Origin of the sequence: Streptomyces sp. ITFR-6 (assembly GCF_031844725.1) — a bacterium.
In the GTDB taxonomy this organism is placed as follows: domain Bacteria; phylum Actinomycetota; class Actinomycetes; order Streptomycetales; family Streptomycetaceae; genus Streptomyces.
Map to the genome: position 1 here is coordinate 2,952,420 of NZ_CP134612.1, position 22,642 is coordinate 2,975,061.

At 72.1% G+C, this 22,642-nt stretch carries 21 protein-coding genes; 13 read left to right on the plus strand and 8 right to left on the minus strand.

The features are described 5' to 3' along the window. Nucleotides 1–47 precede the first annotated feature (47 nt). The 3 genes from RLT59_RS13125 to RLT59_RS13135 all read right to left on the minus strand — a co-directional run bounded on the left by RLT59_RS13125 (nucleotide 48) and on the right by RLT59_RS13135 (nucleotide 3,306). The gene (locus RLT59_RS13125) at nucleotides 48–860 is read right to left on the minus strand and encodes an enoyl-CoA hydratase/isomerase family protein (protein WP_311303575.1); all 813 of its coding nucleotides are present in this window, start codon (nucleotides 858–860) and stop codon (nucleotides 48–50) included. A 291-nt stretch (nucleotides 861–1,151) separates the two neighbouring features. After that, complete coding sequence (locus RLT59_RS13130) at nucleotides 1,152–2,321, minus strand: adenylate/guanylate cyclase domain-containing protein (RefSeq protein ID WP_311303576.1); 1,170 nt, start codon at nucleotides 2,319–2,321, stop codon at nucleotides 1,152–1,154. Nucleotides 2,322–2,442: 121 nt separating this feature from the next. After that, nucleotides 2,443–3,306 (minus strand): biotin--[acetyl-CoA-carboxylase] ligase, encoded by an 864-nt coding sequence (locus tag RLT59_RS13135; protein WP_311303577.1) that lies wholly within the window; start codon nucleotides 3,304–3,306, stop codon nucleotides 2,443–2,445. Nucleotides 3,307–3,439: 133 nt separating this feature from the next. Between RLT59_RS13135 and RLT59_RS13140 the strand changes: the two genes are divergently transcribed. From RLT59_RS13140 to RLT59_RS13155, 4 genes are all read left to right on the plus strand, one after another. Then, the gene (locus tag RLT59_RS13140) at nucleotides 3,440–5,023 is read left to right on the plus strand and encodes an acyl-CoA carboxylase subunit beta (RefSeq protein WP_311303578.1); all 1,584 of its coding nucleotides are present in this window, start codon (nucleotides 3,440–3,442) and stop codon (nucleotides 5,021–5,023) included. 14 nt (nucleotides 5,024–5,037) lie between these two features. Continuing rightward, nucleotides 5,038–5,244: an acyl-CoA carboxylase epsilon subunit gene (locus RLT59_RS13145; RefSeq protein WP_311303579.1), complete on the plus strand. Its 207-nt coding sequence runs from the start codon at nucleotides 5,038–5,040 to the stop codon at nucleotides 5,242–5,244. A 73-nt stretch (nucleotides 5,245–5,317) separates the two neighbouring features. Continuing rightward, nucleotides 5,318–5,446: a morphogenic membrane protein MmpB gene (gene mmpB, locus RLT59_RS13150; RefSeq protein ID WP_260255621.1), complete on the plus strand. Its 129-nt coding sequence runs from the start codon at nucleotides 5,318–5,320 to the stop codon at nucleotides 5,444–5,446. 48 nt (nucleotides 5,447–5,494) lie between these two features. Next, nucleotides 5,495–6,112, plus strand: a complete 618-nt coding sequence (locus RLT59_RS13155; protein ID WP_311303580.1) for a Maf family protein — start codon at nucleotides 5,495–5,497, stop codon at nucleotides 6,110–6,112. A 46-nt stretch (nucleotides 6,113–6,158) separates the two neighbouring features. Here RLT59_RS13155 and RLT59_RS13160 read toward each other — a convergent pair whose 3' ends face one another. Then, nucleotides 6,159–6,617 carry a hypothetical protein gene (locus RLT59_RS13160; RefSeq protein ID WP_311303581.1) on the minus strand — a complete coding sequence of 153 codons (459 nt, stop codon included), beginning with the start codon at nucleotides 6,615–6,617 and terminating at the stop codon, nucleotides 6,159–6,161. A gap of 389 nt (nucleotides 6,618–7,006) precedes the next feature. Between RLT59_RS13160 and RLT59_RS13165 the strand changes: the two genes are divergently transcribed. Together RLT59_RS13165 and RLT59_RS13170 are read left to right on the plus strand one after the other, a co-directional pair. Beyond that, on the plus strand, nucleotides 7,007–8,761 hold the full coding sequence (locus tag RLT59_RS13165) for an acetyl/propionyl/methylcrotonyl-CoA carboxylase subunit alpha (protein WP_311303582.1): 1,755 nt from the start codon (nucleotides 7,007–7,009) through the stop codon (nucleotides 8,759–8,761). A gap of 157 nt (nucleotides 8,762–8,918) precedes the next feature. After that, nucleotides 8,919–9,542 carry a TetR/AcrR family transcriptional regulator gene (locus tag RLT59_RS13170; RefSeq protein WP_311303583.1) on the plus strand — a complete coding sequence of 208 codons (624 nt, stop codon included), beginning with the start codon at nucleotides 8,919–8,921 and terminating at the stop codon, nucleotides 9,540–9,542. Between the two features lie 32 nt (nucleotides 9,543–9,574). On the opposite strand, the gene RLT59_RS13175 is transcribed toward RLT59_RS13170, so the two are convergent. Next, nucleotides 9,575–10,540 carry a DeoR/GlpR family DNA-binding transcription regulator gene (locus RLT59_RS13175; protein ID WP_311303584.1) on the minus strand — a complete coding sequence of 322 codons (966 nt, stop codon included), beginning with the start codon at nucleotides 10,538–10,540 and terminating at the stop codon, nucleotides 9,575–9,577. 197 nt (nucleotides 10,541–10,737) lie between these two features. Continuing rightward, a complete protein-coding gene (locus RLT59_RS13180) occupies nucleotides 10,738–12,177 on the minus strand; it encodes an NAD(P)H-quinone dehydrogenase (RefSeq protein ID WP_311303585.1) in 1,440 nt (479 codons plus the stop codon). Nucleotides 12,178–12,427: 250 nt separating this feature from the next. Here RLT59_RS13180 and RLT59_RS13185 point away from each other — a divergent pair, with 250 nt between their 5' ends. The 3 genes from RLT59_RS13185 (at nucleotide 12,428) to RLT59_RS13195 (ending at nucleotide 15,576) form a co-directional block, all read left to right on the plus strand. Next, nucleotides 12,428–12,865, plus strand: coding sequence for a gamma-glutamylcyclotransferase family protein (locus tag RLT59_RS13185; protein ID WP_024490113.1), 438 nt, complete (start codon nucleotides 12,428–12,430; stop codon nucleotides 12,863–12,865). Nucleotides 12,866–12,978: 113 nt separating this feature from the next. Beyond that, nucleotides 12,979–13,803 (plus strand): purine-nucleoside phosphorylase, encoded by an 825-nt coding sequence (locus tag RLT59_RS13190; RefSeq protein WP_073732485.1) that lies wholly within the window; start codon nucleotides 12,979–12,981, stop codon nucleotides 13,801–13,803. Nucleotides 13,804–13,932: 129 nt separating this feature from the next. Beyond that, nucleotides 13,933–15,576, plus strand: coding sequence for a phospho-sugar mutase (locus tag RLT59_RS13195; protein WP_311303586.1), 1,644 nt, complete (start codon nucleotides 13,933–13,935; stop codon nucleotides 15,574–15,576). A gap of 55 nt (nucleotides 15,577–15,631) precedes the next feature. On the opposite strand, the gene RLT59_RS13200 is transcribed toward RLT59_RS13195, so the two are convergent. Beyond that, on the minus strand, nucleotides 15,632–17,044 hold the full coding sequence (locus RLT59_RS13200; protein WP_311303587.1) for an aminopeptidase P family protein: 1,413 nt from the start codon (nucleotides 17,042–17,044) through the stop codon (nucleotides 15,632–15,634). Between the two features lie 191 nt (nucleotides 17,045–17,235). Here RLT59_RS13200 and RLT59_RS13205 point away from each other — a divergent pair, with 191 nt between their 5' ends. Continuing rightward, nucleotides 17,236–18,219, plus strand: coding sequence for a LuxR family transcriptional regulator (locus RLT59_RS13205; RefSeq protein WP_311303588.1), 984 nt, complete (start codon nucleotides 17,236–17,238; stop codon nucleotides 18,217–18,219). Between the two features lie 132 nt (nucleotides 18,220–18,351). On the opposite strand, the gene RLT59_RS13210 is transcribed toward RLT59_RS13205, so the two are convergent. Beyond that, nucleotides 18,352–18,990, minus strand: coding sequence for a PH domain-containing protein (locus RLT59_RS13210; RefSeq protein WP_311303589.1), 639 nt, complete (start codon nucleotides 18,988–18,990; stop codon nucleotides 18,352–18,354). Between the two features lie 311 nt (nucleotides 18,991–19,301). Here RLT59_RS13210 and deoC point away from each other — a divergent pair, with 311 nt between their 5' ends. Genes deoC through RLT59_RS13225 form a run of 3 tightly spaced genes read left to right on the plus strand, consistent with a single transcriptional unit; the run spans nucleotide 19,302 to nucleotide 22,581 of the window. Further along, nucleotides 19,302–20,249, plus strand: a complete 948-nt coding sequence (gene deoC, locus RLT59_RS13215) for a deoxyribose-phosphate aldolase (protein ID WP_311307713.1) — start codon at nucleotides 19,302–19,304, stop codon at nucleotides 20,247–20,249. A gap of 6 nt (nucleotides 20,250–20,255) precedes the next feature. Then, nucleotides 20,256–21,692 (plus strand): aldehyde dehydrogenase family protein, encoded by a 1,437-nt coding sequence (locus tag RLT59_RS13220; RefSeq protein ID WP_311303590.1) that lies wholly within the window; start codon nucleotides 20,256–20,258, stop codon nucleotides 21,690–21,692. Continuing rightward, the gene (locus RLT59_RS13225; protein ID WP_311303591.1) at nucleotides 21,685–22,581 is read left to right on the plus strand and encodes an aldehyde dehydrogenase family protein; all 897 of its coding nucleotides are present in this window, start codon (nucleotides 21,685–21,687) and stop codon (nucleotides 22,579–22,581) included. Before RLT59_RS13220 ends, RLT59_RS13225 begins: the two co-directional genes overlap by 8 nt. Nucleotides 22,582–22,642 lie beyond the last annotated feature (61 nt).

Consider the following 22,642-nt stretch of genomic DNA (forward strand, 5'->3'; position numbering starts at 1 on the left):
TCATGTGGAAACTCCGGAGAGTCACCAATCGCGCCCGTAGTGCGCGGTCACTCCCCGGGCCAGTTCGGCTTCCGCTTCTCGTTGAACGCGGCGACCCCCTCCGCACGGTCGCCGGAGAAGGCCACGGAGCGCCACGCGGAGTCCTCCACCTCCAGCCCGGCCCGCAGGTCGAGCCCGTGCCCGAGCCGCAGCGCCCGCTTGGCCGCCCGCAGGCCCACCGGGGAGTTCCCCGCGATCCGCCCGGCCAGCGCCAGCGCCTCGGACCGGTCCTCGCCCGCCGCCACCAGCTCGTCGACCAGCCCCAGCTCCCGGGCCTCCGCCGCCGCCACCCGGCGGGCGGTGAAGATCAGCTCGGCCGCCCGCGCCGCCCCGATCCGGCGCGGCAGCAGCTGGGTGCCGCCGCCGCCCGGGATGACCCCGACGGAGACCTCGGGCAGGCCCACCAGCGCGGTGGCGTCGGCCACGATCAGATCGCAGGACAGCGCCAGCTCGAAGCCGCCGCCGAGCGCGAATCCGTGCACCGCGGCGATCGTCGGCATCGGCAGTTCGAGTACGCCGGTGTAGGCGGCGCGGGCGGTGGGCCGCTGCCGCACCAGGTCCGCGTCGGTGAAGGAGTTCCGCTCCTTCAGGTCCGCCCCCACACAGAACGCCCGCTCATGGCTGGAGGTGAGGACGGTGACCCGTACGTCCGGGTCCGCGGCGAGCGCGGCGCAGGCGGCGGCGATCGAGCGCGCCATGTCCGTGGACACCGCGTTCATGGCCCTGGGCCGGTCGAGGACCAGCTCGGCGACGTGTTCCAGACCCTCGTGACCCCGTACGACGACGAACTCCCCGAACCGCTGCTCGGACGTGACGGTCATGGCTGCACCCCTGTTCGGTTAACGAGCGTTACCGGAGGGATCCTAGGGCCTGTCTTCAAACTGCCGTCGTTGCCCGAAGGGCGGCCGGGCGGCGTCAGGCGCTTCCCCAAGCTCTCGGCTTCGTTCGAGCAGGGGAGACCCCATTTCTCGGCGTGCCGACCCCAGGCCCCTGTACTGGACGTACCGGGGTCTGGGGCCGGTGCGGCGAGAGTGCGTGCATGGCGTCGCGCGGCAGACGGCAGTCTGACGACAGGCCCTGGAGCTCTGCCGCGAAAGGGGGTCCGGAACGGGTCAGGAGCCGCCGCGACGGGCCAGCAGCCACGGTTCGACGACGCCGAGGCCGCGCACCGGGCGCTGCCACATCGGCTGGAGCCCGTAGCGGTACTTGGGCACCGGCCTCGGCTCCTCGCCGTCCGCGCGCTCGGCGGCGGCAGAGGCCTCCTCCGCGGCCCGCGCCTCTGAGGCGGGGGCGTCGCCGGTACGGGTCAGCTCCTCCGCGAACGCCCCGTCCACCAGGACGGCGTCCTTCGGCGCTATCGAGGTGAGCCGGCTGGCGAGGTTCACGGTGGTGCCGAACACATCGCCCATCCGGGTGGTGACCGTGCCGAACGCGATACCGACGCGCAGCGCGGGCATCTGCTCGTCCAGCGTCATCGCCTCGATCAGGCGCAGCGCGATCTCGGCCGCGGTGCCCGCGTCGTCGGCGGCGAAGAGGACCTCGTCGCCGAGGGTCTTGATGAGCCGGCCGCCGTGGGCGGCGACCAGGTCGGCGCAGGTGGTCTCGAAGGCCTCGACGAGTTCGCCGAGCTCCTCCTCCTCCAGGCGGCGGGTGAGCCGGGTGAAGCCGACCAGGTCCGCGAAGCCGACGGCCAGCCGGCGGTCGACCATCTCGTCGTCGTCCGCCGCCTGCACGACCCGGCCGGTGGCGGCGGCGAGCTGGCGCCGCCACACGTAGACGAGGAACTCCTCCAGCTCCGGCAGGAGCAGCTCGACCAGCGGGTAGGTGACCTCGGTACGGGTCATGCCGGGTTCCGGCGGCTCGGTCAGGCCCTCCAGGAAGGAGTCGATCTGCCACTCCGCCAGCCGGGCGGTGGTCTGCCCGGTGGACCGGGCCACCTGGATCGCCATCGGCTCGCTCAGCAGCCCGGCCTCGACCAGACCGGAGAGCCGCCGCAGCGCCAGCACGTCCGCCTCGGTCAGCGCCTTGGCCTGGCCGATGTCCGCGAAGCCCATGGCCCGCCAGAACCGTGACGCCAGGTCCATCGAGACGCCCGCGGTCCGGGCGGCCTGGAACGGGGTGTAGCGCCGGTCGGCGCCCAGGATCAGCGCTTCCAGCCTGATCGCGAGGGGATCGTCGGTCGGCTCTGCCGTGTGGTCGACTTCGTGATGGGGTGTCGCGTGGACCGATTGGTCCGACGAGGGCTCCGAGCCATCGCCGGACGTCGTGTCGTCGACGGTCACCAGCCGCCTCCTGCCCGTTCCCTGCGCACTGCCCTGCCGATCTGTCGGTGGATCGCCTCAACGATACGGCAGGTGTGCCCTACCTCACGTCCTCAGTCCGCCCCGACCTGGGACGCGCCGCTCAGGTCAGACCGCCCGCGGCGCCCCTCAGGTGCACGATGTCGCCCGCCGAGACCGGCTCCTGGAGGCCGTCGCCGGCCGACAGGACGAGGCGCCCGTCCCCGTCGATCGCCACCGCCTCCCCGGTGAGCGTGCGGTCGCCCGGCAGCTGGGCGCGCACCGTGCGCCCGAGCGTCGCGCAGCCGGCCGCGTACGCCTCCTGGAGGCCGCTCGCGGCCGCGTCCCCGTCCGCCGCGCGCCACTTCCCGTACCACTGCTCCAGCGACCGCAGCACGCCCCTGAGCAGCGTCTCGCGGTCGGTGGAGACCGCTCCGGCCAGGGCGAGCGAGGCGGCGGTGGGGGCGGGGAGCTCGTCCTCGCGCAGGGAGACGTTGAGGCCGATGCCGATGACGACGCCGTCCCCGGCGCGCTCGGCCAGGATGCCGCCGGCCTTGCGCTCCTGGGTACCGACGGTGACCAGCAGGTCGTTGGGCCACTTCAGCGCGGTGTCGACGCCCGCGGACCTCGCCAGGCCCGTCGCCACCGCGACCCCGGTGAGCAGCGGCAGCCAGCCCCAGCGCTGGACGGGCACCGCACCGGGCGTCAGGTAGACGGAGAAGAAGAGGCCGGAGCGGGCCGGTGCGGTCCAGGTCCGGTCGAGGCGTCCGCGCCCGGCGGTCTGCTCCTCGGCGACCAGCACGGTGCCCTCGGTGAGTCCGGTGGCGCGCGCCGCGAGGTCGGAGTTGGTGGAGCCGGTGGCGTCCACGACGTCGAGGGCGCTCCACAGGCCGTCCGGCCGGAGCAGACCGCGCCGCAGCGCGGGAACGTTCAGGGGCGGCCGGTCCAGGTCCGACCAACGGCTGTGAGACGCATCCGAGGGTGTCATGCAAGCCACCCTAGGTGTGTCAAACGACGCACTGCCGAACCGTATCCGCGCCGATACGCTACGGGGCAGTAGCTGTTCATCCACTGATCAGCAGCACAGTCGTCCCCGTGACCAGGCAGGGAGCCGCAACCCGATGTCCGAGCCGGAAGAGACCGACATCCACACCACCGCGGGCAAGCTCGCGGACCTGCAGCGCCGTATCGAGGAGGCGACCCACGCGGGGTCCGCCCGCGCGGTGGAGAAGCAGCACGCGAAGGGCAAGTTGACGGCGCGCGAGCGCGTGGACCTGCTGCTGGACGAGGGCTCCTTCGTCGAGCTCGACGAGTTCGCCCGGCACCGCTCGACGAACTTCGGGATCGAGAAGAACCGGCCGTACGGGGACGGTGTCGTCACCGGCTACGGCACGGTCGACGGCCGCCCCGTCTGCGTGTATTCGCAGGACTTCACCATCTTCGGCGGCTCGCTCGGTGAGGTCTACGGTGAGAAGATCGTCAAGGTGATGGACTTCGCGCTGAAGACCGGCTGTCCGGTCATCGGCATCAACGACGGCGGCGGCGCCCGTATCCAGGAAGGCGTGGCGGCGCTGGGGCTCTTCGCGGAGATCTTCCGGCGCAATGTGCACGCCTCGGGTGTCGTCCCGCAGATCTCGCTGATCGTAGGACCGTGCGCGGGCGGCGCGGTCTACTCCCCCGCGATCACCGACTTCACGGTCATGGTCGACCAGACCTCGCACATGTTCATCACCGGGCCCGACGTCATCAAGACGGTCACCGGCGAGGACGTCGGCTTCGAGGACCTGGGCGGCGCCCGTACCCACAACACCACCTCCGGGGTAGCGCACCACATGGCGGGCGACGAGAAGGACGCCATCGAGTACGTCAAGTCGCTGCTCTCCTACCTCCCGTCGAACAACCTCTCGGAGGCCCCGTCCTTCCCGGAGGAGGCGGACCTCGCGGTCACGGACGAGGACCGCGAGCTGGACACGCTGGTCCCGGACTCCGCGAACCAGCCGTACGACATGCACACCGCGATCGAGCACGTGCTGGACGACGGTGAATTCCTGGAGACCCAGGCGCTGTTCGCGCCGAACATCCTCACCGGCTTCGGCCGGGTCGAGGGCTATCCGGTCGGCATCGTCGCCAACCAGCCGATGCAGTTCGCCGGCTGCCTGGACATCAACGCGAGCGAGAAGGCCGCCCGCTTCGTCCGCACCTGCGACGCGTTCAACGTGCCGGTGCTGACCTTCGTGGACGTGCCCGGCTTCCTGCCCGGCGTCGACCAGGAGTACGGCGGCATCATCCGGCGCGGCGCCAAGCTGATCTACGCGTACGCGGAGGCGACCGTCCCGCTGATCACGGTGATCACCCGCAAGGCGTTCGGCGGCGCGTACGACGTCATGGGCTCCAAGCACCTGGGCGCCGACATCAACGTCGCCTGGCCGACCGCCCAGATCGCCGTCATGGGCGCCCAGGGCGCCGTCAACATCCTGCACCGCCGCACGATCGCCGCCGCGGAGGATCAGGACGCCACCCGGGCCGAGCTGATGGCGGCCTACGAGGACGCGCTGCTCAACCCGTACGTCGCGGCCGAACGCGGCTACGTGGACGCGGTGATCATGCCCTCGGACACCCGGGCCCACGTGGTCAAGGGACTGCGGCAGCTGCGCACCAAGCGGGAGTCGCTGCCCCCGAAGAAGCACGGCAACATCCCTCTCTAGAAAGGGCTCTGGCCATGATCAAGGTCGTACGGGGCAATCCCACCCCGGAAGAACTGGCAGCCGCGCTCGCGGTCGTCCAGGCACGCGCCGCCGCGGTGGCCGCCGTCTTGTCCGGAGCGCCGGAGCTGCCCGGACAGTGGTCCGACCCCGGCCGGGTCGCCCGGCGCGGCCGCCATCTGCCGGGGCCGCGAGCCTGGGCCCGTACGTACTGGCCCGGTTAGCGGGTACGGGCCGGGCGGTTGCTGAGTACGCGTACTCAGGCGCGGGCTCGGCCCCCGCAGCAGGATCGGAGGCATGCTGTGGTCCGATCCCGAGAACAAGCCGCCGAAGGAACTGCGCGACGCCCAGGACATGATGCGGCGCGTGGGTCTGGTGCTCGCGCTGGCCATGGTGGTCGCGATGTTCGTGAGCGGCACCCGGTGACGGTGCGGGCCCCGGCTGCGGGGCCGCCCGCACCGGCTGATTTGTACGATGGCGCGCATGACTGATCCCGCGCCCCGCCGCCTCGTGCTCGCCTCCGCCTCCCCCGCCCGCCTCGGTCTGCTCCGGCAGGCGGGCTTCGCGCCCGAGGTGATCGTCAGCGGGGTGGACGAGGACGCGCTGAGCGCCCCCACCCCCGCCGAGCTGGCGCTGGTGCTCGCCGAGGCCAAGGCCGACGCCGTGGCCGCGCTGCCGGAGGTCGCGGGGGCCCTGGTCATCGGCTGCGACTCGGTGCTCGAACTGGACGGCGAGGCGCTCGGCAAGCCGGCCGACGCCGAGGAGGCCACGGCCCGCTGGAAGTCGATGCGGGGCCGGTCCGGGGTGCTGCGGACCGGTCACAGCCTGACCGACACCGCGAGTGGCCGGACGGTTTCGGAGACCGCGTCCACGACGGTCCGCTTCGGTGAGCCGACGGACGCCGAGATCGCCGCCTACGTGGCCTCCGGGGAGCCGCTGCACGTGGCGGGCGCCTTCACCCTGGACGGGCGCTCCGCGCCGTTCGTGGACTCCATCGACGGCGACCCGGGCAACGTCATCGGGCTCTCGCTGCCCCTGCTGCGGCGGCTCCTGGGCGAGCTGGGGATCACCGTCACCGAGCTGTGGGCCTGAGCGGAGACGGCCGTCCGGCCCGAGCGGAGGCGGCCCGTCCGTCCGGTCAGGCGGTGGCCGGGGTCACCGGCTTCTCGGCGTCCGTCCCGGTGGCCGGTTCCTCGCGACCGTCCCCGTACGCCACCAGCGTCAGCACGATCAGGCCGAGCACCACCATCATGGACACGAACGCGGTCCAGCCGATCAGCCCCACCGCGAGCGCGCCCAGCACCCCGTGGACGACGGCGCAGCCGATGAGGACGACCCTGGCGATCCGGCCGGGGGCCCGGTCGCGGATGCCGGTGAGCAGGAGCAGCACACCGCAGAGCAGCAGGAACAGTCCGGAGATCCCGCCCAGCACCCAGGCGCCGTTGGCCATGACGTCGGGATCCGTCCCCGCCAGGGACATGTCCTGGTTCTTCACGAACGTCGCCAGGACACCGTTGACGATCACGACGCCCACGGCTTCCGCGACCAGCACGATCGCGGATATGAATGCCACCGGCCTGCGCACCACGGCGCTCACCCCCTGTTACCTGCAGTACGTGCGATAGCGCGGACCCTACTAACGGGTAATGCCCGGGACAAGGGTTTCGACCGCTTCGGGGCCCCGCGGGCGGCAATGCGGGCACCCGGAGTGCCGGTGGCCGGGCGCCAGGCAAAGAAATGCGCGGCCGTTAGTAGGAATCAGACAAATAAACACGGGGCGTCGCTGCCCGTACCGACAGAGACCTGGACCACACCTCGTGGCTACTGTGCGGTTATGGTTCCCGGCGTACCGTGGTTCCACAAGGGATTTCGCGACTTGAGCAAGCCTCGAATCACACTCCGTGTGGGCAAGCTCACCATTGGGGACGGGTCGTAGGGCCGTGTCGGTAGTCCCTAAACTCAGCTTGTTTCAAGGAGGGAGCCATCGTGCGCAAGGTGCTCATCGCCAACCGTGGCGAAATTGCTGTCCGTGTTGCCCGTGCTTGCCGGGACGCGGGGATCGGGAGCGTGGCCGTCTACGCCGACCCGGACCGCGACGCGTTGCATGTGCGTGCGGCCGATGAGGCATTCGCGCTGGGCGGTGACACTCCGGCCGCCAGTTATCTGGACATGGCCAAGGTCCTCCAGGCCGCGAAGGACTCCGGGGCGGACGCGATCCACCCGGGCTACGGGTTCCTCTCGGAGAACGCCGAGTTCGCGCAGGCCGTGCTGGATGCCGGGCTGACGTGGATCGGTCCGCCGCCGCAGGCGATCCGGGACCTCGGTGACAAGGTCGCCGCCCGCCACATCGCGCAGCGTGCCGGTGCCCCGCTCGTCGCGGGCACCCCCGACCCGGTCTCCGGCTCCGCCGAGGTCGTCGCGTTCGCCGAGCAGAACGGGCTGCCGATCGCGATCAAGGCGGCGTTCGGCGGTGGCGGGCGCGGGCTGAAGGTCGCCCGCACGCTGGAGGAGATCCCGGAGCTGTACGACTCCGCGGTCCGTGAGGCGGTCGCCGCGTTCGGGCGCGGGGAGTGCTTCGTCGAGCGCTACCTCGACAAGCCCCGGCACGTGGAGACCCAGTGCCTGGCCGACACCCACGGCAACGTCGTGGTCGTGTCCACCCGTGACTGCTCGCTCCAGCGCCGCCACCAGAAGCTCGTGGAGGAGGCCCCGGCCCCCTTCCTGTCCGAGGCGCAGAACGCGGAGCTGTACGCGGCGTCCAAGGCGATCCTCAAAGAGGCCGGCTACGTCGGCGCCGGCACGGTCGAGTTCCTGGTCGGCGCGGACGGCACGATCTCCTTCCTGGAGGTCAACACCCGCCTCCAGGTCGAGCACCCGGTCACCGAGGAGGTCACCGGCCTCGACCTCGTACGCGAGATGTTCCGCATCGCGGACGGCGAGGAGCTCGGCTACGGCGACCCCGAGATGCGCGGTCACTCCTTCGAGTTCCGGATCAACGGCGAGGACCCGGGCCGCGGCTTCCTGCCGGCCCCCGGCACCGTCACCCTGTTCGCCCCGCCGTCCGGTCCCGGTGTCCGGCTCGACGCGGGCGTCGAGTCCGGCAGCGTGATCGGCCCCGCCTGGGACTCGCTCCTCGCCAAGCTGATCGTGACGGGCGCCACCCGTGAGCAGGCGCTCCAGCGGGCCGCCCGCGCGCTGGGCGAGTTCACCGTGGAGGGCATGGCCACCGCCATCCCCTTCCACCGTGCCGTCGTCACGGACCCCGCGTTCACCGCCGACCCGTTCACCATCCACACCCGCTGGATCGAGACGGAGTTCGTCAACGAGATCCCGGCCTTCGCCGCCCCCGCCGACGCGGACACCGACGAGGAGTCCGGCCGCGAGACGATCGTCGTCGAGGTCGGCGGCAAGCGCCTGGAGGTCTCGCTGCCCTCCTCGCTCGGCATGAGCCTGGCCCGCACCGGGCTCGCGGCCGGCGCCAAGCCCAAGCGCCGCGCGGCCAAGAAGTCCGGCTCCGCGGCCTCCGGCGACACCCTCGCCTCCCCGATGCAGGGCACGATCGTGAAGATCGCCGTGGAGGAGGGCCAGGAGGTCAAGGAGGGCGACCTGATCGTCGTCCTGGAGGCCATGAAGATGGAGCAGCCGCTCAACGCGCACCGCTCCGGCACGGTCAAGGGCCTGACCGCCGAGGTCGGCACCTCCCTCTCGTCCGGCGCCATGATCTGCGAGATCAAGGACTGATCCCCGCTCCTCGCGTTCCGCCGGCGCCCCCGTCATGTCGTACGACGTGACGGGGGCGCCGCCCGTTGGCGACCGGAGCCGCCGGGCTCCCGGGCCACTGGGCCGTACGGGCGATGGCATCCTGGACCCCCGCGGCGGAATCAGGGAGGACTGCGCGATGGCGACGAGCACAGCAGGGACACCGGCCCGGCCCATGCGCGCCGACGCGCGCCGTAATTACGACCGGCTGCTGGCCGAGGCCCGTACCGCCTTCGCGGAGCACGGCACCACGGCGTCCCTGGAGGATGTCGCACGGTCCGCGGGGCTGGGGATCGGCACGCTGTACCGGCACTTCCCGACCAGGCACGCGCTGATGAGCGCGGTCTTCCAGGAGGCGGTGGCCGACCTGATCGTCCGCTCCCGCGAGCTGGCCGGGGCGGAGCGGCCGTGCGAGGCGCTGGTGGAGTGGCTGGGCACGATCATCACTCATGCGGGTGAGTATCGCGGGCTGGCCCAGGCCCTCATGTCGACGTGCCGGGACGAGACCTCGGCGCTGTCCCGCTGCAATGTGCCGATGCGCGAGGCGGGTTCGGTACTGCTGGCCCGCGCGCAGGCGGGCGGGGCGGTGCGCGCGGAGGTGTCCATCGACGACCTGATGCAGCTCACCAACGCGATCGCGCTGGCCGCCGAGCAGTCACCGGACGATCCGGAACTGGCGGACCGGCTGCTGACGCTGACGGTGCGGGGGCTGAGTTCTTCGGGGCTGAGTTCTTCGGGCGAATCCAGCCCCTCCGGCGATTGAGGAGCGGGGGTCCGGGGGCAGCGCCCCCGGGGTCAGCGACGCCGCAGGTCCGCCACTCTCGCCCGCTCCCCCTGCGCCTGCTCGGCCAGCACTGCGGACCCCCGCAAGGGCTGCGGCCCGCTCCCGTGCGTGCGCCGCTGTCCCGGGAGCGGCATGTCCCGGCGGTTGCCCCGCCCGGACGACCCCGGTTCGGAGGACGCCGGGGCCGGAGCACCCCCAGGACCCGCCACCGCGATCTGCACCCCCTGGTCGGCCAGGGCCTGCAGCTCCGCCGCGGCGCGGTCGTCGTGCGCGGCCGGTTCGTCCGTCACGAGCCGGGTGATGAGGTCGGTCGGCACCGTCTGGAACATGGTGTCGGCGCCGAGCTTGGTGTGGTCGGCCAGGACCACCACCTCCCCGGCCGCCTGCACCAGCGCCCGGTCCACGCTCGCGGAGAGCATGTTGGACGTGGAGAGCCCGCGCTCGGCGGTGAGGCCGCTCCCGGAGAGGAACGCCCGGGAGACCCGCAGCCCCTGGAGCGACTGCTCGGCCCCGCTGCCCACCAGGGCGTAGTTGGAACCGCGCAGGGTGCCGCCGGTCATCACCACCTCCACCCGGTTGGCATGGGCGAGCGCCTGGGCGACCAGCAGCGAGTTGGTGACCACGGTCAGGCCGGGGACCCGCGCGAGCCGGCGGGCCAGCTCCTGCGTGGTCGTACCGGCGCCGACCACGATGGCCTCGCCCTCTTCGACGAGACCGGCGGCCAGGTCGGCGATGGCGGTCTTCTCCGCGGTGGCGAGATGGGATTTCTGTGGAAACCCGGACTCCCGCGTGAAACCGCCCGGCAAGACCGCACCGCCGTGCCGACGGTCGAGGAGTCCTTCTGCCTCCAGTGCCCGCACGTCCCGCCGTACGGTCACTTCGGAGGTCTGGACGACGCGGGCGAGCTCACGGAGCGATACCGCCCCGTTGGCACGCACCATTTCGAGGATCAATTGACGACGTTCTGCAGCGAACACGAAACTGAGAGTAACGCGATCACCGGAGAGTTCTCAGCAGTTTGCGCTGAATCGCAGAAGTTGTACATACAAAGGGCCGCCAAGTGGTATAGGCAGCCCTGTTGTTGTTCCCTACTGATCGCGGGTGGTCACGGGACTGCCCGAGTTGACGGTAGTTGCCGGGGAATGCCGGGCCCGCGGAGGGTTCCGCGAGCGCCCTATCCTTCGCCCGCCTGCTTACGGGTGTGCAACTGGCGGGCCACTTCAGCGATCGAACCCGACAGGGACGGGTACACAGTGAAGGCGTTTGCGATCTGTTCCACCGTCAGATTGTTGTCGACGGCGATCGAGATGGGGTGGATCAGTTCGCTCGCCCGAGGTGCGACGACACAGCCGCCGACCACGATGCCGGTGCCGGGGCGGCAGAATATTTTGACGAAGCCGTCCCGGATGCCCTGCATCTTGGCGCGCGGATTGCGCAGCAGCGGCAGCTTGACGACCCGGGCGTCGATCTTGCCCGAGTCGACGTCGGACTGGCTGTAGCCGACCGTGGCGATCTCCGGGTCGGTGAAGACGTTCGAGGAGACCGTCTTCAAGTTCAGCGGCGTGACCGCGTCCCCGAGGAAGTGGTACATCGCGATCCGGCCCTGCATCGCGGCGACCGAGGCGAGCGCGAAGATCCCGGTGACGTCACCGGCCGCGTAGACACCCGGCGCGCTGGTGCGGGAGACCTTGTCGGTCCAGATGTGGCCCGAGTCCTTGAGCCGGACCCCGGCCTCCTCCAGGCCCATGCCCGCGCTGTTCGGGATCGCGCCGACCGCCATCAGGCAGTGCGAGCCGGAGATGACCCGGCCGTCGGCCAGGGTGACCTCGACCCGGTCGCCGACGCGCTTGGCGGACTGCGCGCGGGAGCGGGCCATCACGTTCATGCCCCGGCGCCGGAACACGTCCTCCAGGACGGCGGCCGCGTCCGGGTCCTCGCCCGGCAGCACCCGGTCCCGGGACGAGACGAGCGTGACGCGGGAGCCGAGGGCCTGGTAGGCACCGGCGAACTCCGCGCCCGTGACACCGGAGCCGACGACGATGAGTTCCTCGGGGAGCTCGTCGAGGTCGTAGACCTGGGTCCAGTTCAGGATCCGCTCGCCGTCGGGAAGCGCGTCCGGGATCTCCCGGGGGTGGCCGCCGGTCGCGATCAGCACGGCGTCGGCGGTGAGCGTCTCCTCGGTGCCGTCGGCCGCGGTCACGACGACGCTGCGGGAGCCGTCGGCGGCCTGGAGGCCCTCCAGCCGGCCGCGTCCGCGCATCACCCGGGCCCCCGCACGGGTGACGGAGGCGGTGATGTCGTGGGACTGGGCGAGCGCGAGGCGCTTCACCCGTCGGTTGACCTTGCCGAGGTCGACGCCGACCACGCGCGCGGCCTGTTCCAGGTGCGGCGTGTCGTCCGCGACGATGATGCCGAGCTCCTCGTACGAGGAGTCGAAGGTGGTCATCACCTCTGCCGTCGCGATCAGGGTCTTCGAGGGCACGCAGTCGGTGAGCACGGACGCGCCGCCGAGGCCGTCGCAGTCGACAACGGTCACCTCCGCGCCGAGCTGGGCGCCCACCAATGCCGCCTCGTACCCGCCGGGTCCGCCGCCGATGATCACGATCCGGGTCACGAAAAGTCCGCCTCGCGTTTCTCGTCCCTCGGCCGTCTGCTGTCCCGGCCGGGGTCCGGGGGGTCGCCCCGGGGGAATGCAGTACGTACTTCATTGTCCCGCACGCGCCAAGCTGCTTCGCCCCGGGGCCCTCCATACGTGCACCGGGCCCCTGGAGCCAGGGCGCGTCCACGGGCGGCGGACCCCCCGAGCGGGCGTCTTCCTCACCGGAATCGACCTCACCGGGGCCACCTCCCGTACCCTCGACCCCATGTCGCTCTACGCCGCATACGCCGGCAACCTCGACGCGCGGCTGATGACGCGCCGCGCACCGCACTCGCCGCTGCGCGGAACCGGCTGGCTGAACGGCTGGCGGCTGACGTTCGGCGGGGAGCAGATGGGCTGGGAGGGCGCGCTGGCCACGGTGGTCGAGGCGCCGCGCTCGCAGGTCTTCGTCGCCCTGTACGACCTGGCTCCGATGGACGAGGACTCCATGGACCGCTGGGAAGGCGTCGGCCTCGACATCTACCGGCGGATGCGGGTCCGGGTGCACACCCTGGACGGCGAGGAGCCGGCTTGGATGTACGTGCTGAACGGCTACGAGGGCGGGCTGCCCTCCGCCCGCTACCTCGGCGAGATCGCGGACGCCGCCGACTCGGCGGGCGCCCCGCACGACTATGTGATGGAACTCCGCAAGCGCCCCTGCTGAGTGTCGCGGACCTCTGCGGACCGGCCCTTCTGTGCGAAAGCACGAACGGATGCCGCGAGTCTCTGTACGGGAACATCTACGCGCGTAGGGAATCAGCGGTTACGCTCATCCGCGTGAACGCATCAGTTATTCCGGACCACATCCAGGGCGACCCGCGCGCCGCCGCCGACGACGCCGCCGCCCGCCTGCGCGAGCTGACCGGTGCCGAGACCCACGACGTCGCACTCGTGATGGGCTCCGGCTGGGCACCCGCGGGCGATGCGCTCGGCACCCCGGAGGCCGAGTTCCCGGTGACCGCCCTGCCGGGATTCCCGGCCCCGGCCGTCGAGGGCCACGGCGGCACGATCCGCTCGTACCTGATCGGTGAGAAGCGCGCCCTGGTCTTCCTGGGCCGCACGCACTTCTACGAGGGCCGAGGCGTCGCCGCCGTGGCGCACGGGGTGCGTACCGCGGTCGCGGCGGGCTGCAAGACCGTCGTGCTGACGAACGGCTGCGGCGGGCTGCGCGAGGGCATGCGCCCCGGGCAGCCGGTCCTGATCAGCGACCACATCAACCTCACGGCGGCGTCGCCGATCATCGGCGCCAACTTCGTCGACCTGACCGACCTGTACTCGCCCCGGCTGCGGGCGCTGTGCAAGGAGGTCGACGAGACCCTCGAAGAGGGCGTGTACGTGCAGTTCCCCGGCCCGCACTACGAGACGCCCGCCGAGATCAACATGGTCCGTGTGATGGGCGGCGACCTGGTCGGCATGTCCACCGTGCTGGAGGCGATCGCGGCCCGGGAGGCCGGGGCGGAGGTCCTGGGCATCTCGCTGGTGACGAACCTGGCCGCCGGGCTGAGCGGGGAGCCGCTGAACCACGAAGAGGTGCTCCAGGCGGGCCGTGACTCCGCGACCCGGATGGGCTCGCTGCTGGCGCGCCTGCTGGACCGCATCTGACGGGTCCGTTCCCGGGGGCGCCGTCCCCGGGCCCCGTTCCCCAACCGCCGGAGAGGCCCGGTCCGCCCGCCGCGGGCGCCCCCCTCCCCCGGCGACCTCCACCAAGACCACCAAGGAAGGCGGACGACCGTGACGACTCAGGACCTCGTCGCGCGCGCCAGGACCTGGCTCGCCGAGGACCCCGACCCCGACACCCGCGAGGAGCTGGCCAAGCTCATCGAGGCGGAGGACCTGGCCGAGCTCGGCGCACGGTTCGCCGGCACCCTCCAGTTCGGCACCGCGGGCCTGCGGGGTGAACTGGGGGCCGGTCCGATGCGGATGAACCGCGCCGTCGTCATCCGCGCCGCCGCCGGGCTGGCCGCGTACCTGAAGGCCCAGGGGCAGGCGGGCGGCCTGGTCGTCATCGGGTACGACGCCCGCTACAAGTCCACCGACTTCGCGCGCGACACCGCCGCCGTGATGACCGGCGCCGGGCTGCGGGCGGCGGTGCTCCCCCGCCCGCTCCCCACCCCCGTACTCGCCTACGCCATAAGGCATCTGGGCGCCGTCGCGGGCGTCGAGGTGACCGCGAGCCACAATCCGCCGCGCGACAACGGCTACAAGGTCTACCTGGGCGACGGCTCGCAGATCGTCCCCCCGGCGGACGGCGAGATCGCCGCCGCGATCGCCTCGGTCGGCCCGCTGGACACCGTGCCGCGCCCCGACGACGGCTGGCAGACCCTCGGTGACGAGGTGCTGGACGCCTACCTGGCCCGCACGGACGCCGTACTGGCCGACGGTTCGCCGCGCACGGCCCGCGTCGTCTACACGGCGATGCACGGCGTCGGCACCTCGGTCCTCACCGCGGCCTTCGACCGGGCGGGCTTCCCCGCCCCGGTCCTCGTCCCCGAACAGTCCGAGCCGGACCCCGCGTTCCCCACCGTCGCCTTCCCCAACCCGGAAGAGCCCGGCGCGATGGACCTCGCCTTCGCCACCGCACGCCGCTCGGACCCCGACCTCGTCATCGCCAACGACCCGGACGCCGACCGCTGCGCCGTCGCCGTCCCGGACCCGGCGGCCGACGGCGGCTGGCGGATGCTGCGCGGCGACGAGGTCGGCGCGCTGCTCGCCGCCCATCTCGTCCGCCGGGGGGTCACCGGCGTCCTCGCGGAGTCGATCGTGTCGTCGTCCCTCCTCGGCCGGATCGCGGAGAAGGCGGGCCTCGGCTACGAGGAGACCCTCACCGGCTTCAAGTGGATCGCCCGGGTGGACGGTCTGCGCTACGGCTACGAGGAGGCGCTCGGCTACTGCGTCGACCCGGACGGTGTCCGCGACAAGGACGGCATCACCGCCGCGCTGCTCGTCGCGGAACTCGCCTCCGTACTCAAGGAACAGGGCCGCACCCTGTCCGACCTGCTGGACGACCTCGCGGTCGAGCACGGCCTGCACGCCACGGACCAGCTGTCGGTCCGGGTAGGGGACCTCTCCCTCATCGCGGACGCCATGCGCCGCCTGCGCGAGCAGCCCCCGGCCGCCCTCGCCGGACTCACCGTCACCTCGGCCGAGGACCTCTCCCACGGCACCGACCTGCTGCCGCCCACCGACGGACTCCGCTACCAGCTGGAGGGCGCCCGGGTCATCGTCCGCCCGAGCGGCACCGAGCCCAAGCTCAAGTGCTACCTGGAGGTCGTGGTCCCGGTCGCCTCGGCCGCCGGACTCCCCGCGGCCCGCGCACGCGGCACGGAACTGCTCGCCGGCATCAAGCGGGACCTGGCGGCCGCGGCGGGGATCTGAGAGGGGGCGGGAAGCCGCACGCTTCCCGCCCCTCCCCGTCCCGCCCCTCGCGCGCTCAGCCCGCGAACCGCGCCATCCACGCCTCGACCTCGTCGGCCGAGCGGGGCAGGCCCGCCGAGAGGTTCTCGTGGCCGTCCTCCGTGACGACCAGGTCGTCCTCGATCCGGACGCCGATGCCGCGCCACTCCTCGGGCACGGTGAGGTCGTCCGGCTGGAAGTACAGGCCGGGCTCGACGGTGAGCACCATGCCGGGTTCCAGGGCGGCGTCCACGTAGGCCTCGTTGCGGGCGTGGGCGCAGTCGTGGACGTCCAGGCCGAGCATGTGGCCGGTGCCCGCCATGGTGAAGCGGCGCTGGAGGCCGAGTTCGTACGCGCGCTCGGCGGGGCCCTCGATGAAGCCCCACTCGACCAGGCGTTCCGCGAGGTGGCGCTGGGACGCCTCGTGGAAGTCGCGGTAGGCGGCGCCCGGCTTCACGGCGGCCATGCCCGCCTCCTGGGCCTCGTACACCGCGTCGTAGACCTTGCGCTGGAGCGGGGTGAAGGTGCCGTTGATCGGGAGGGTGCGGGTGACGTCGGCGGTGTAGAGGGTGTGGGTCTCCACGCCGGCGTCGAGCAGGAGGAGGTCGCCGGGGCGTACCGGGCCGTCGTTGTCCGTCCAGTGCATGATCGTGGCGTGCTCGCCCGCCGCGCAGATCGAGCCGTAGCCGACGGCGTTGCCCTCCAGGCGGGCGCGGCGGAAGAAGGTGCCCTCGATCCAGCGCTCGGAAGTGGCGACCGCGCGGGAGAGTTCACCGATCACGTCGGAGAATCCGCGCACGGTGGAGTCGACGGCCTTGCGGAGCTCGGTGATCTCCCAGGCGTCCTTGACGAGGCGGAGGTCGCTGAGGGCCTCCTCCAGTTCGTCGTCGCGCTCCTCGTCGGTGGTGACGGCGTCCTCCAGGGACGGGTCGACACCGCGGACGATCCGGGTCGGCGCGCCGGAGCCGGCGGCCAGGGTGCCGGCCGCGGTGCGGACGTCGCGGCAGGGCAGGCCGAGTACCCGCTCCGACTCCGCGAGCGAGCGGCGCCGGCCCATCCACAGCTCCGCCGTGGGGCCGGTCCAGAACTCGTCGTTGTCCCGGCTGTCGCGGGGCAGCTGGAAGCAGTAGGCGTCGTGGCCGCCGTCCGCGCGGGGTTCGAGGACCAGGGCGCCGTCCCTGGCCCGGTCGCCGGTCATGTGCACGTAGCCGGTGCAGGGGCGGAACGCGTAGCCGTCGTCGTTCGACCGGACCTTGAGGTTGCCCGACGGGATCACCAGGCGCTCGCCCGGGAAGCGCGCGGAGAGCGCGGCGCGGCGGCCGGCCGCGTACGGGGCCTGCTCGTCGGGCTGGAGGTCGTGCCGCTCGGTGTCGGCCCAGCCGGTCCGCATCAGGGCGGAGAGTTCCTCGGAGATGCCTGCGTAGAGACGGTTCTTCCGGCCTTGCGCCACGTCGTACACCTTCTTCTGGTGGGTTCCTCGGCGGCGAGGTACGCGTGCCCCGCCGGGTGCGGTCCGGGGTGCCCTCACGGCCGCCGGTCGGCGGCACCCGGACGGTACCCCGCACGGTGTGCGCGCGGGGCGAAGGAGTGCCAGTGGCACAGATCGGCCATATCCGGGCGCGGCCGTTGGACAATGAGGGCATGACGAACGAGAGACTCCGTGCGGCCCTGCGGCTTCTGGGGCTCGGTCATCCGGCGGCCGACGTCTATCTGGCGCTGCTCGATCTGGCCCCCGCGCCGCTGCCCGCCGTCGGCGCGGCGGCCGGACTGGCGGGGCCGGAGCTCGACGCGGCGTACGGCACGCTGGTCGACGCCGGTCTGGCCAGCGCCGCCGGGGACGGCGGGGACGTGGTGGCCCCGGTGCCGCCGGCCGCGGGCCTGGAGATCCTGGCCCGGCACCGGGCGAGCGAGGTCGAGGCGTCGCGGATCGCGGTCGGGGGCGCGTTCGACTCGTTCCGGCGGCAGCGGCTGGCGGCGTACAACGACCATCTCGTCGAGGTCGTCACCGGCGACGCCGTCGGCCCCAGGATCCGCCGGGCCTGGGCGAGCGCCCGCGACCAGATCCGGCAGTTCGAGTCACCGCCGTACTTCCCGCTGCCGGGCGCCACGGACGACGCGCTGGCCACCCTGGCGCGCGGGGTGACGCAGCGCGTCGTGTACTCGCGGGAGTCGCTGGAGCACCCGGGCCATCTGAAGGACGTCGTCGAACCGTGCGTCAACGCCGGTGAGCAGGCCCGGGTGCTGCCGTCCGTGCCGGTCAAGCTGGTGATCATCGACGACGCGTACGCGCTGGTGTCGCTGTCGATCAAGGAGGCCGACGTGCACAACACCATGCTGGTGGTGCAGCCGTGCGGACTGCTGTCGGCTCTCATCGCGCTGTTCGAGCAGTCCTGGCAGAACGCCCTGCCCTTCCACGGCAGCACCACCCGGCCCGGCGGCCTGCCGCCCGCCGACCGCCGTCTGCTGTGGCTCCTGGCGGGCGGCGCGAGCGACGAGACCATCACCCGGGAACTGGGCATCAGCCGCCGCACCCTGTTCCGCCGCCTCCAGGTCCTGATGGCCCGGCTGGGCGCCGCGAACCGCTTCCAACTGGGCCTGCAGGCGCAGCGCAGCGGCTGGCTGTGAGCGGCGGCCGTGGTACGCGTGGTTCACCCCTGGTACGGGGCGAAGCCGGCCCGGTGGCGGCAGGCGTGACCCGAGCCGACCGTGCCCGACCGGCCGACGCCCTGACCCGTGCCCGACCGGCCGCGAGGAGCCTCAGCCCGTCGCGCCCAGGATCACCAGCAGGATCGCGCCCACGGCGGCCGGGGCGATCACCTCGTACGCCCAGCGCACCGATGCGGTGACGTCGCCCGCGACGGGCTTGTCGCCCGCCCGCTCGGCCAGCTCCCGCAGGTCCACCACGGTCTGGTCGGCGCCCGCGGTCAGCGCCCTGGTGGCCTGGACGTCGGCGGTCACCGAGGTCCGGCCGTACGGGTCGTCCGTCGCCTGGCGGGTCTGGCGGCGGGCGGCCTTCTTGCGCTGCCGCAGCGAGACCGGGACGGCCCAGAGCTGGTACTTGGTGCCCTCCCGCGTGAACAGTTCGCTGGAGTAGCCCGCCCGTACGTTCGCGACGTCGGTCCACGGCAGCGTGATCGTGCGGAACGGGTTGCGGATCCGGATGCGCCGGTCGTTGGCGAAGACCACGGGGCGCAGGGTGAAGGCGATCACCAGGGGGACCACGGTGAGCAGCCCGGCCAGCGCCAGCCACGGCACCCGGCCCTCGCCCCGGACCGCGGCGTCCACGCCGATCCAGAGGATGAGCAGGAGCAGCAGGGCGCCCCCGACCAGCCCGGCGGGCGACCGGAAGGTCCGGTCGGCGTAGGTGGGCTCTGCGGGTGGCGTGGGGCTCGTCATGAGCCCGATTCTGCCTCAGAAGCTGTGGTCCAACCCCCGCTGGGCTCGGAACGCCCGGCACGGCCGCTCGCGGCGTTACCGAAACGCCCTGATAGCTCCGCTATGAGGACACTCCGGCGCCTTGCGATCGACCGCACCGGACGTTCCGAGCTGATCCAGCGGGGGTTGGACCACAGCTTCTGACGGGCGCAAGCGATGCGGGGGCGGCTTCCCGACCGCCGGGTGCCCCGGGCCGCGGGGCCGGGCGATACGCGAATGGCTTGGGCCCCTGTACAGGCCGCTACGCGCGTAGATATGCTCATCTGGTGACCATGCCCACCACTGCTCCAGCATTCGCCGACACGACGGCGTCCGACAGTGCGCTGCGCCGCTTCCTGCACGGGCTGCCCGGCGTCGACGCCGTCGGCCTCGAAGCGCGCGCCGCCTCACTGGGAACCCGTTCGATCAAGACGACGGCCAAGGCGTACGCCATCGACCTCGCCATTTCGATGATCGACCTGACGACGCTGGAAGGCGCGGACACCCCGGGCAAGGTCCGGGCGCTCGCCGCCAAGGCCGTCCATCCCGATCCCACCGACCGCACCTCGCCGCGCACCGCCGCCGTCTGCGTCTATCCGGACATGGCCGCGACCGCCGCCGCCACCCTGGCCGGTTCCGGCGTGAAGGTGGCGTCCGTCGCGACGGCCTTCCCGGCCGGCCGGTCCGCGCTCGACGTGAAGCTCGCGGACGTCCGTGACGCCGTGGCCGCCGGAGCCGACGAGATCGACATGGTGATCGACCGGGGCGCCTTCCTCTCCGGCCGGTACCTGAAGGTGTACGAGGAGATCCTCGCCGTGAAGGCGGAGTGCGGGACCGCCCGCCTCAAGGTCATCTTCGAGACCGGCGAGCTGTCCACGTACGACAACATCCGGCGGGCCTCCTGGCTCGGGATGCTGGCCGGCGCGGACTTCATCAAGACGTCGACCGGCAAGGTCGGGGTCAACGCCACCCCCGCGAACACCCTGCTGATGCTGGAAGCGGTGCGCGACTTCCGGGCGCAGACCGGCGTCCAGATCGGCGTGAAGCCGGCCGGCGGCATCCGCACCTCGAAGGACGCGGTCAAGTTCCTGGTCCTGGTGAACGAGACGGCGGGCGAGGACTGGCTGGACAACCACTGGTTCCGCTTCGGCGCCTCCAGCCTGCTGAACGACCTGCTGATGCAGCGCCAGAAGCTCAGCACCGGCCGTTACTCCGGCCCCGATTACGTGACGGTGGACTGATACCCCATGGCATCCGCATTCGAGTACGCACCCGCCCCCGAGTCGCGCTCCGTCGTCGACATCGCACCCTCGTACGGGCTGTTCATCAACGGTGAGTTCACCGACGCCGCCGACGGCCAGGTCTTCAAGACGGTCAGCCCGTCGTCCGAGGAGGTCCTCTCCGAGGTCGCCCGCGCCGGCACGGAGGACGTGGACCGGGCCGTGAAGGCGGCCCGCCGGGCGTTCGAGAAGTGGTCGGCGCTGCCCGGCTCCGAGCGCGCCAAGTACCTGTTCCGGATCGCCCGGATCATCCAGGAGCGCAGCCGTGAGCTGGCCGTCCTGGAGACCCTGGACAACGGCAAGCCGATCAAGGAGACCCGCGACGCGGACCTCCCGCTGGTCGCCGCGCACTTCTTCTACTACGCGGGCTGGGCCGACAAGCTGGACCACGCAGGGTTCGGCGCCAACCCGCGCCCGCTCGGGGTCGCCGGGCAGATCATCCCGTGGAACTTCCCGCTCCTGATGCTCGCGTGGAAGATCGCCCCGGCGCTCGCCACCGGCAACACGGTGGTGCTGAAGCCCGCCGAGACGACCCCGCTCTCCGCGCTGTTCTTCGCGGACATCTGCCGCCAGGCGGGCCTGCCCAAGGGCGTCGTCAACATCCTCACGGGGTACGGGGACGCGGGCCAGGCGCTCGTCGAGCACCCCGACGTCAACAAGGTCGCCTTCACCGGCTCGACCGCCGTCGGCAAGGCGATCGCCCGCAGCCTCGCCGGTACGGACAAGAGGGCCACCCTGGAGCTGGGCGGCAAGGGCGCCAACATCGTCTTCGACGACGCGCCGATCGACCAGGCCGTCGAGGGCATCGTCACCGGCATCTTCTTCAACCAGGGCCAGGTCTGCTGCGCGGGCTCGCGGCTCCTCGTCCAGGAGTCGGTCCAGGACGAGGTGCTGGACGCCCTCAAGCGCCGGCTGACCACGCTGCGCCTGGGCGACCCGCTGGACAAGAACACCGACATCGGCGCGATCAACTCCGCGGAGCAGCTCGCCCGGATCACCGCGCTCGTCGAGACCGGCGAGGCCGAGGGCGCGGAGCGCTGGTCCGCGCCCTGTGAACTCCCCTCCTCCGGCTACTGGTTCGCGCCGACGCTGTTCACCGGCGTCACCCAGGCGCACACCGTGGCACGGGACGAGATCTTCGGCCCGGTGCTGTCCGTGCTGTCGTTCCGTACGCCGGACGAGGCGGTCGCCAAGGCCAACAACAGCCAGTACGGCCTCTCGGCCGGCATCTGGACGGAGAAGGGCTCCCGCATCCTCGCGGTGGCGAACAAGCTCCGGGCGGGCGTCGTCTGGGCCAACACGTTCAACAAGTTCGACCCGACCTCGCCGTTCGGCGGCTACAAGGAGTCGGGCTTCGGCCGCGAGGGCGGCCGTCATGGTCTGGAGGCCTACCTCGATGTCTGACGGGCGACTGAGCGTCTTCAAGACCTACAAGCTGTACGTCGGGGGCAAGTTCCCCCGCTCCGAGAGCGGCCGGGTGTACGAGGTGACGGACTCCAAGGGCAGGTGGCTGGCCAACGCGCCCCAGTCGTCCCGTAAGGACGCCCGCGACGCGGTCGTCGCAGCGCGTAAGGCGTTCGGCGGCTGGTCGGGCGCGACCGCGTACAACCGCGGCCAGGTCCTCTACCGAGTCGCGGAGATGCTGGAGGGCCGCCGGGAGCAGTTCGTCCGGGAGGTCGCGGAGGCCGATGGGCTGTCGAAGTCGAAGGCGGCCGCCGTCGTGGACGCGGCGGTGGACCGCTGGGTCTGGTACGCGGGCTGGACGGACAAGATCGCCCAGGTCGCGGGCGGCGCGAACCCGGTCGCGGGGCCGTTCTTCAACCTCTCCACGCCGGAACCGACCGGTGTGGTCGCGGTCCTGGCCCCGCAGGAGTCGTCGTTCCTGGGCCTCGTCTCCGTGGTGGCCCCGGTGATCGCGTCCGGCAACACCGCGGTCGTCATCGCCTCCGCGGCGGCGCCACTGCCCGCCCTGTCGCTGGGCGAGGTGCTGGCCACCTCCGACCTGCCGGGCGGAGTCGTCAACATCCTGTCCGGGAAGACGGCGGAGATCGCCGCGCCGCTCGCCTCCCACCAGGACGTGAACGGCATCGACCTCACGGGCGCCGACGCGGAGCTGGCCAAGGAGCTGGAGATCGCGTCGGCGGACAACCTGAAGCGCGTCTCGCGCCCACAGGCTGTGGACGGCGCCGACTGGTCGGCCGACCCCGGTACGCGCCGGCTCACCGCGTTCCTGGAGATCAAGACGGTCTGGCACCCGACGGGCGCGCTGGGCGTGTCGGGCTCCTCGTACTGACGCGCTGACGGACACACGGGTGTGGCCCGTGCCCCGGACTCCCCGGGGCACGGGCCACCTC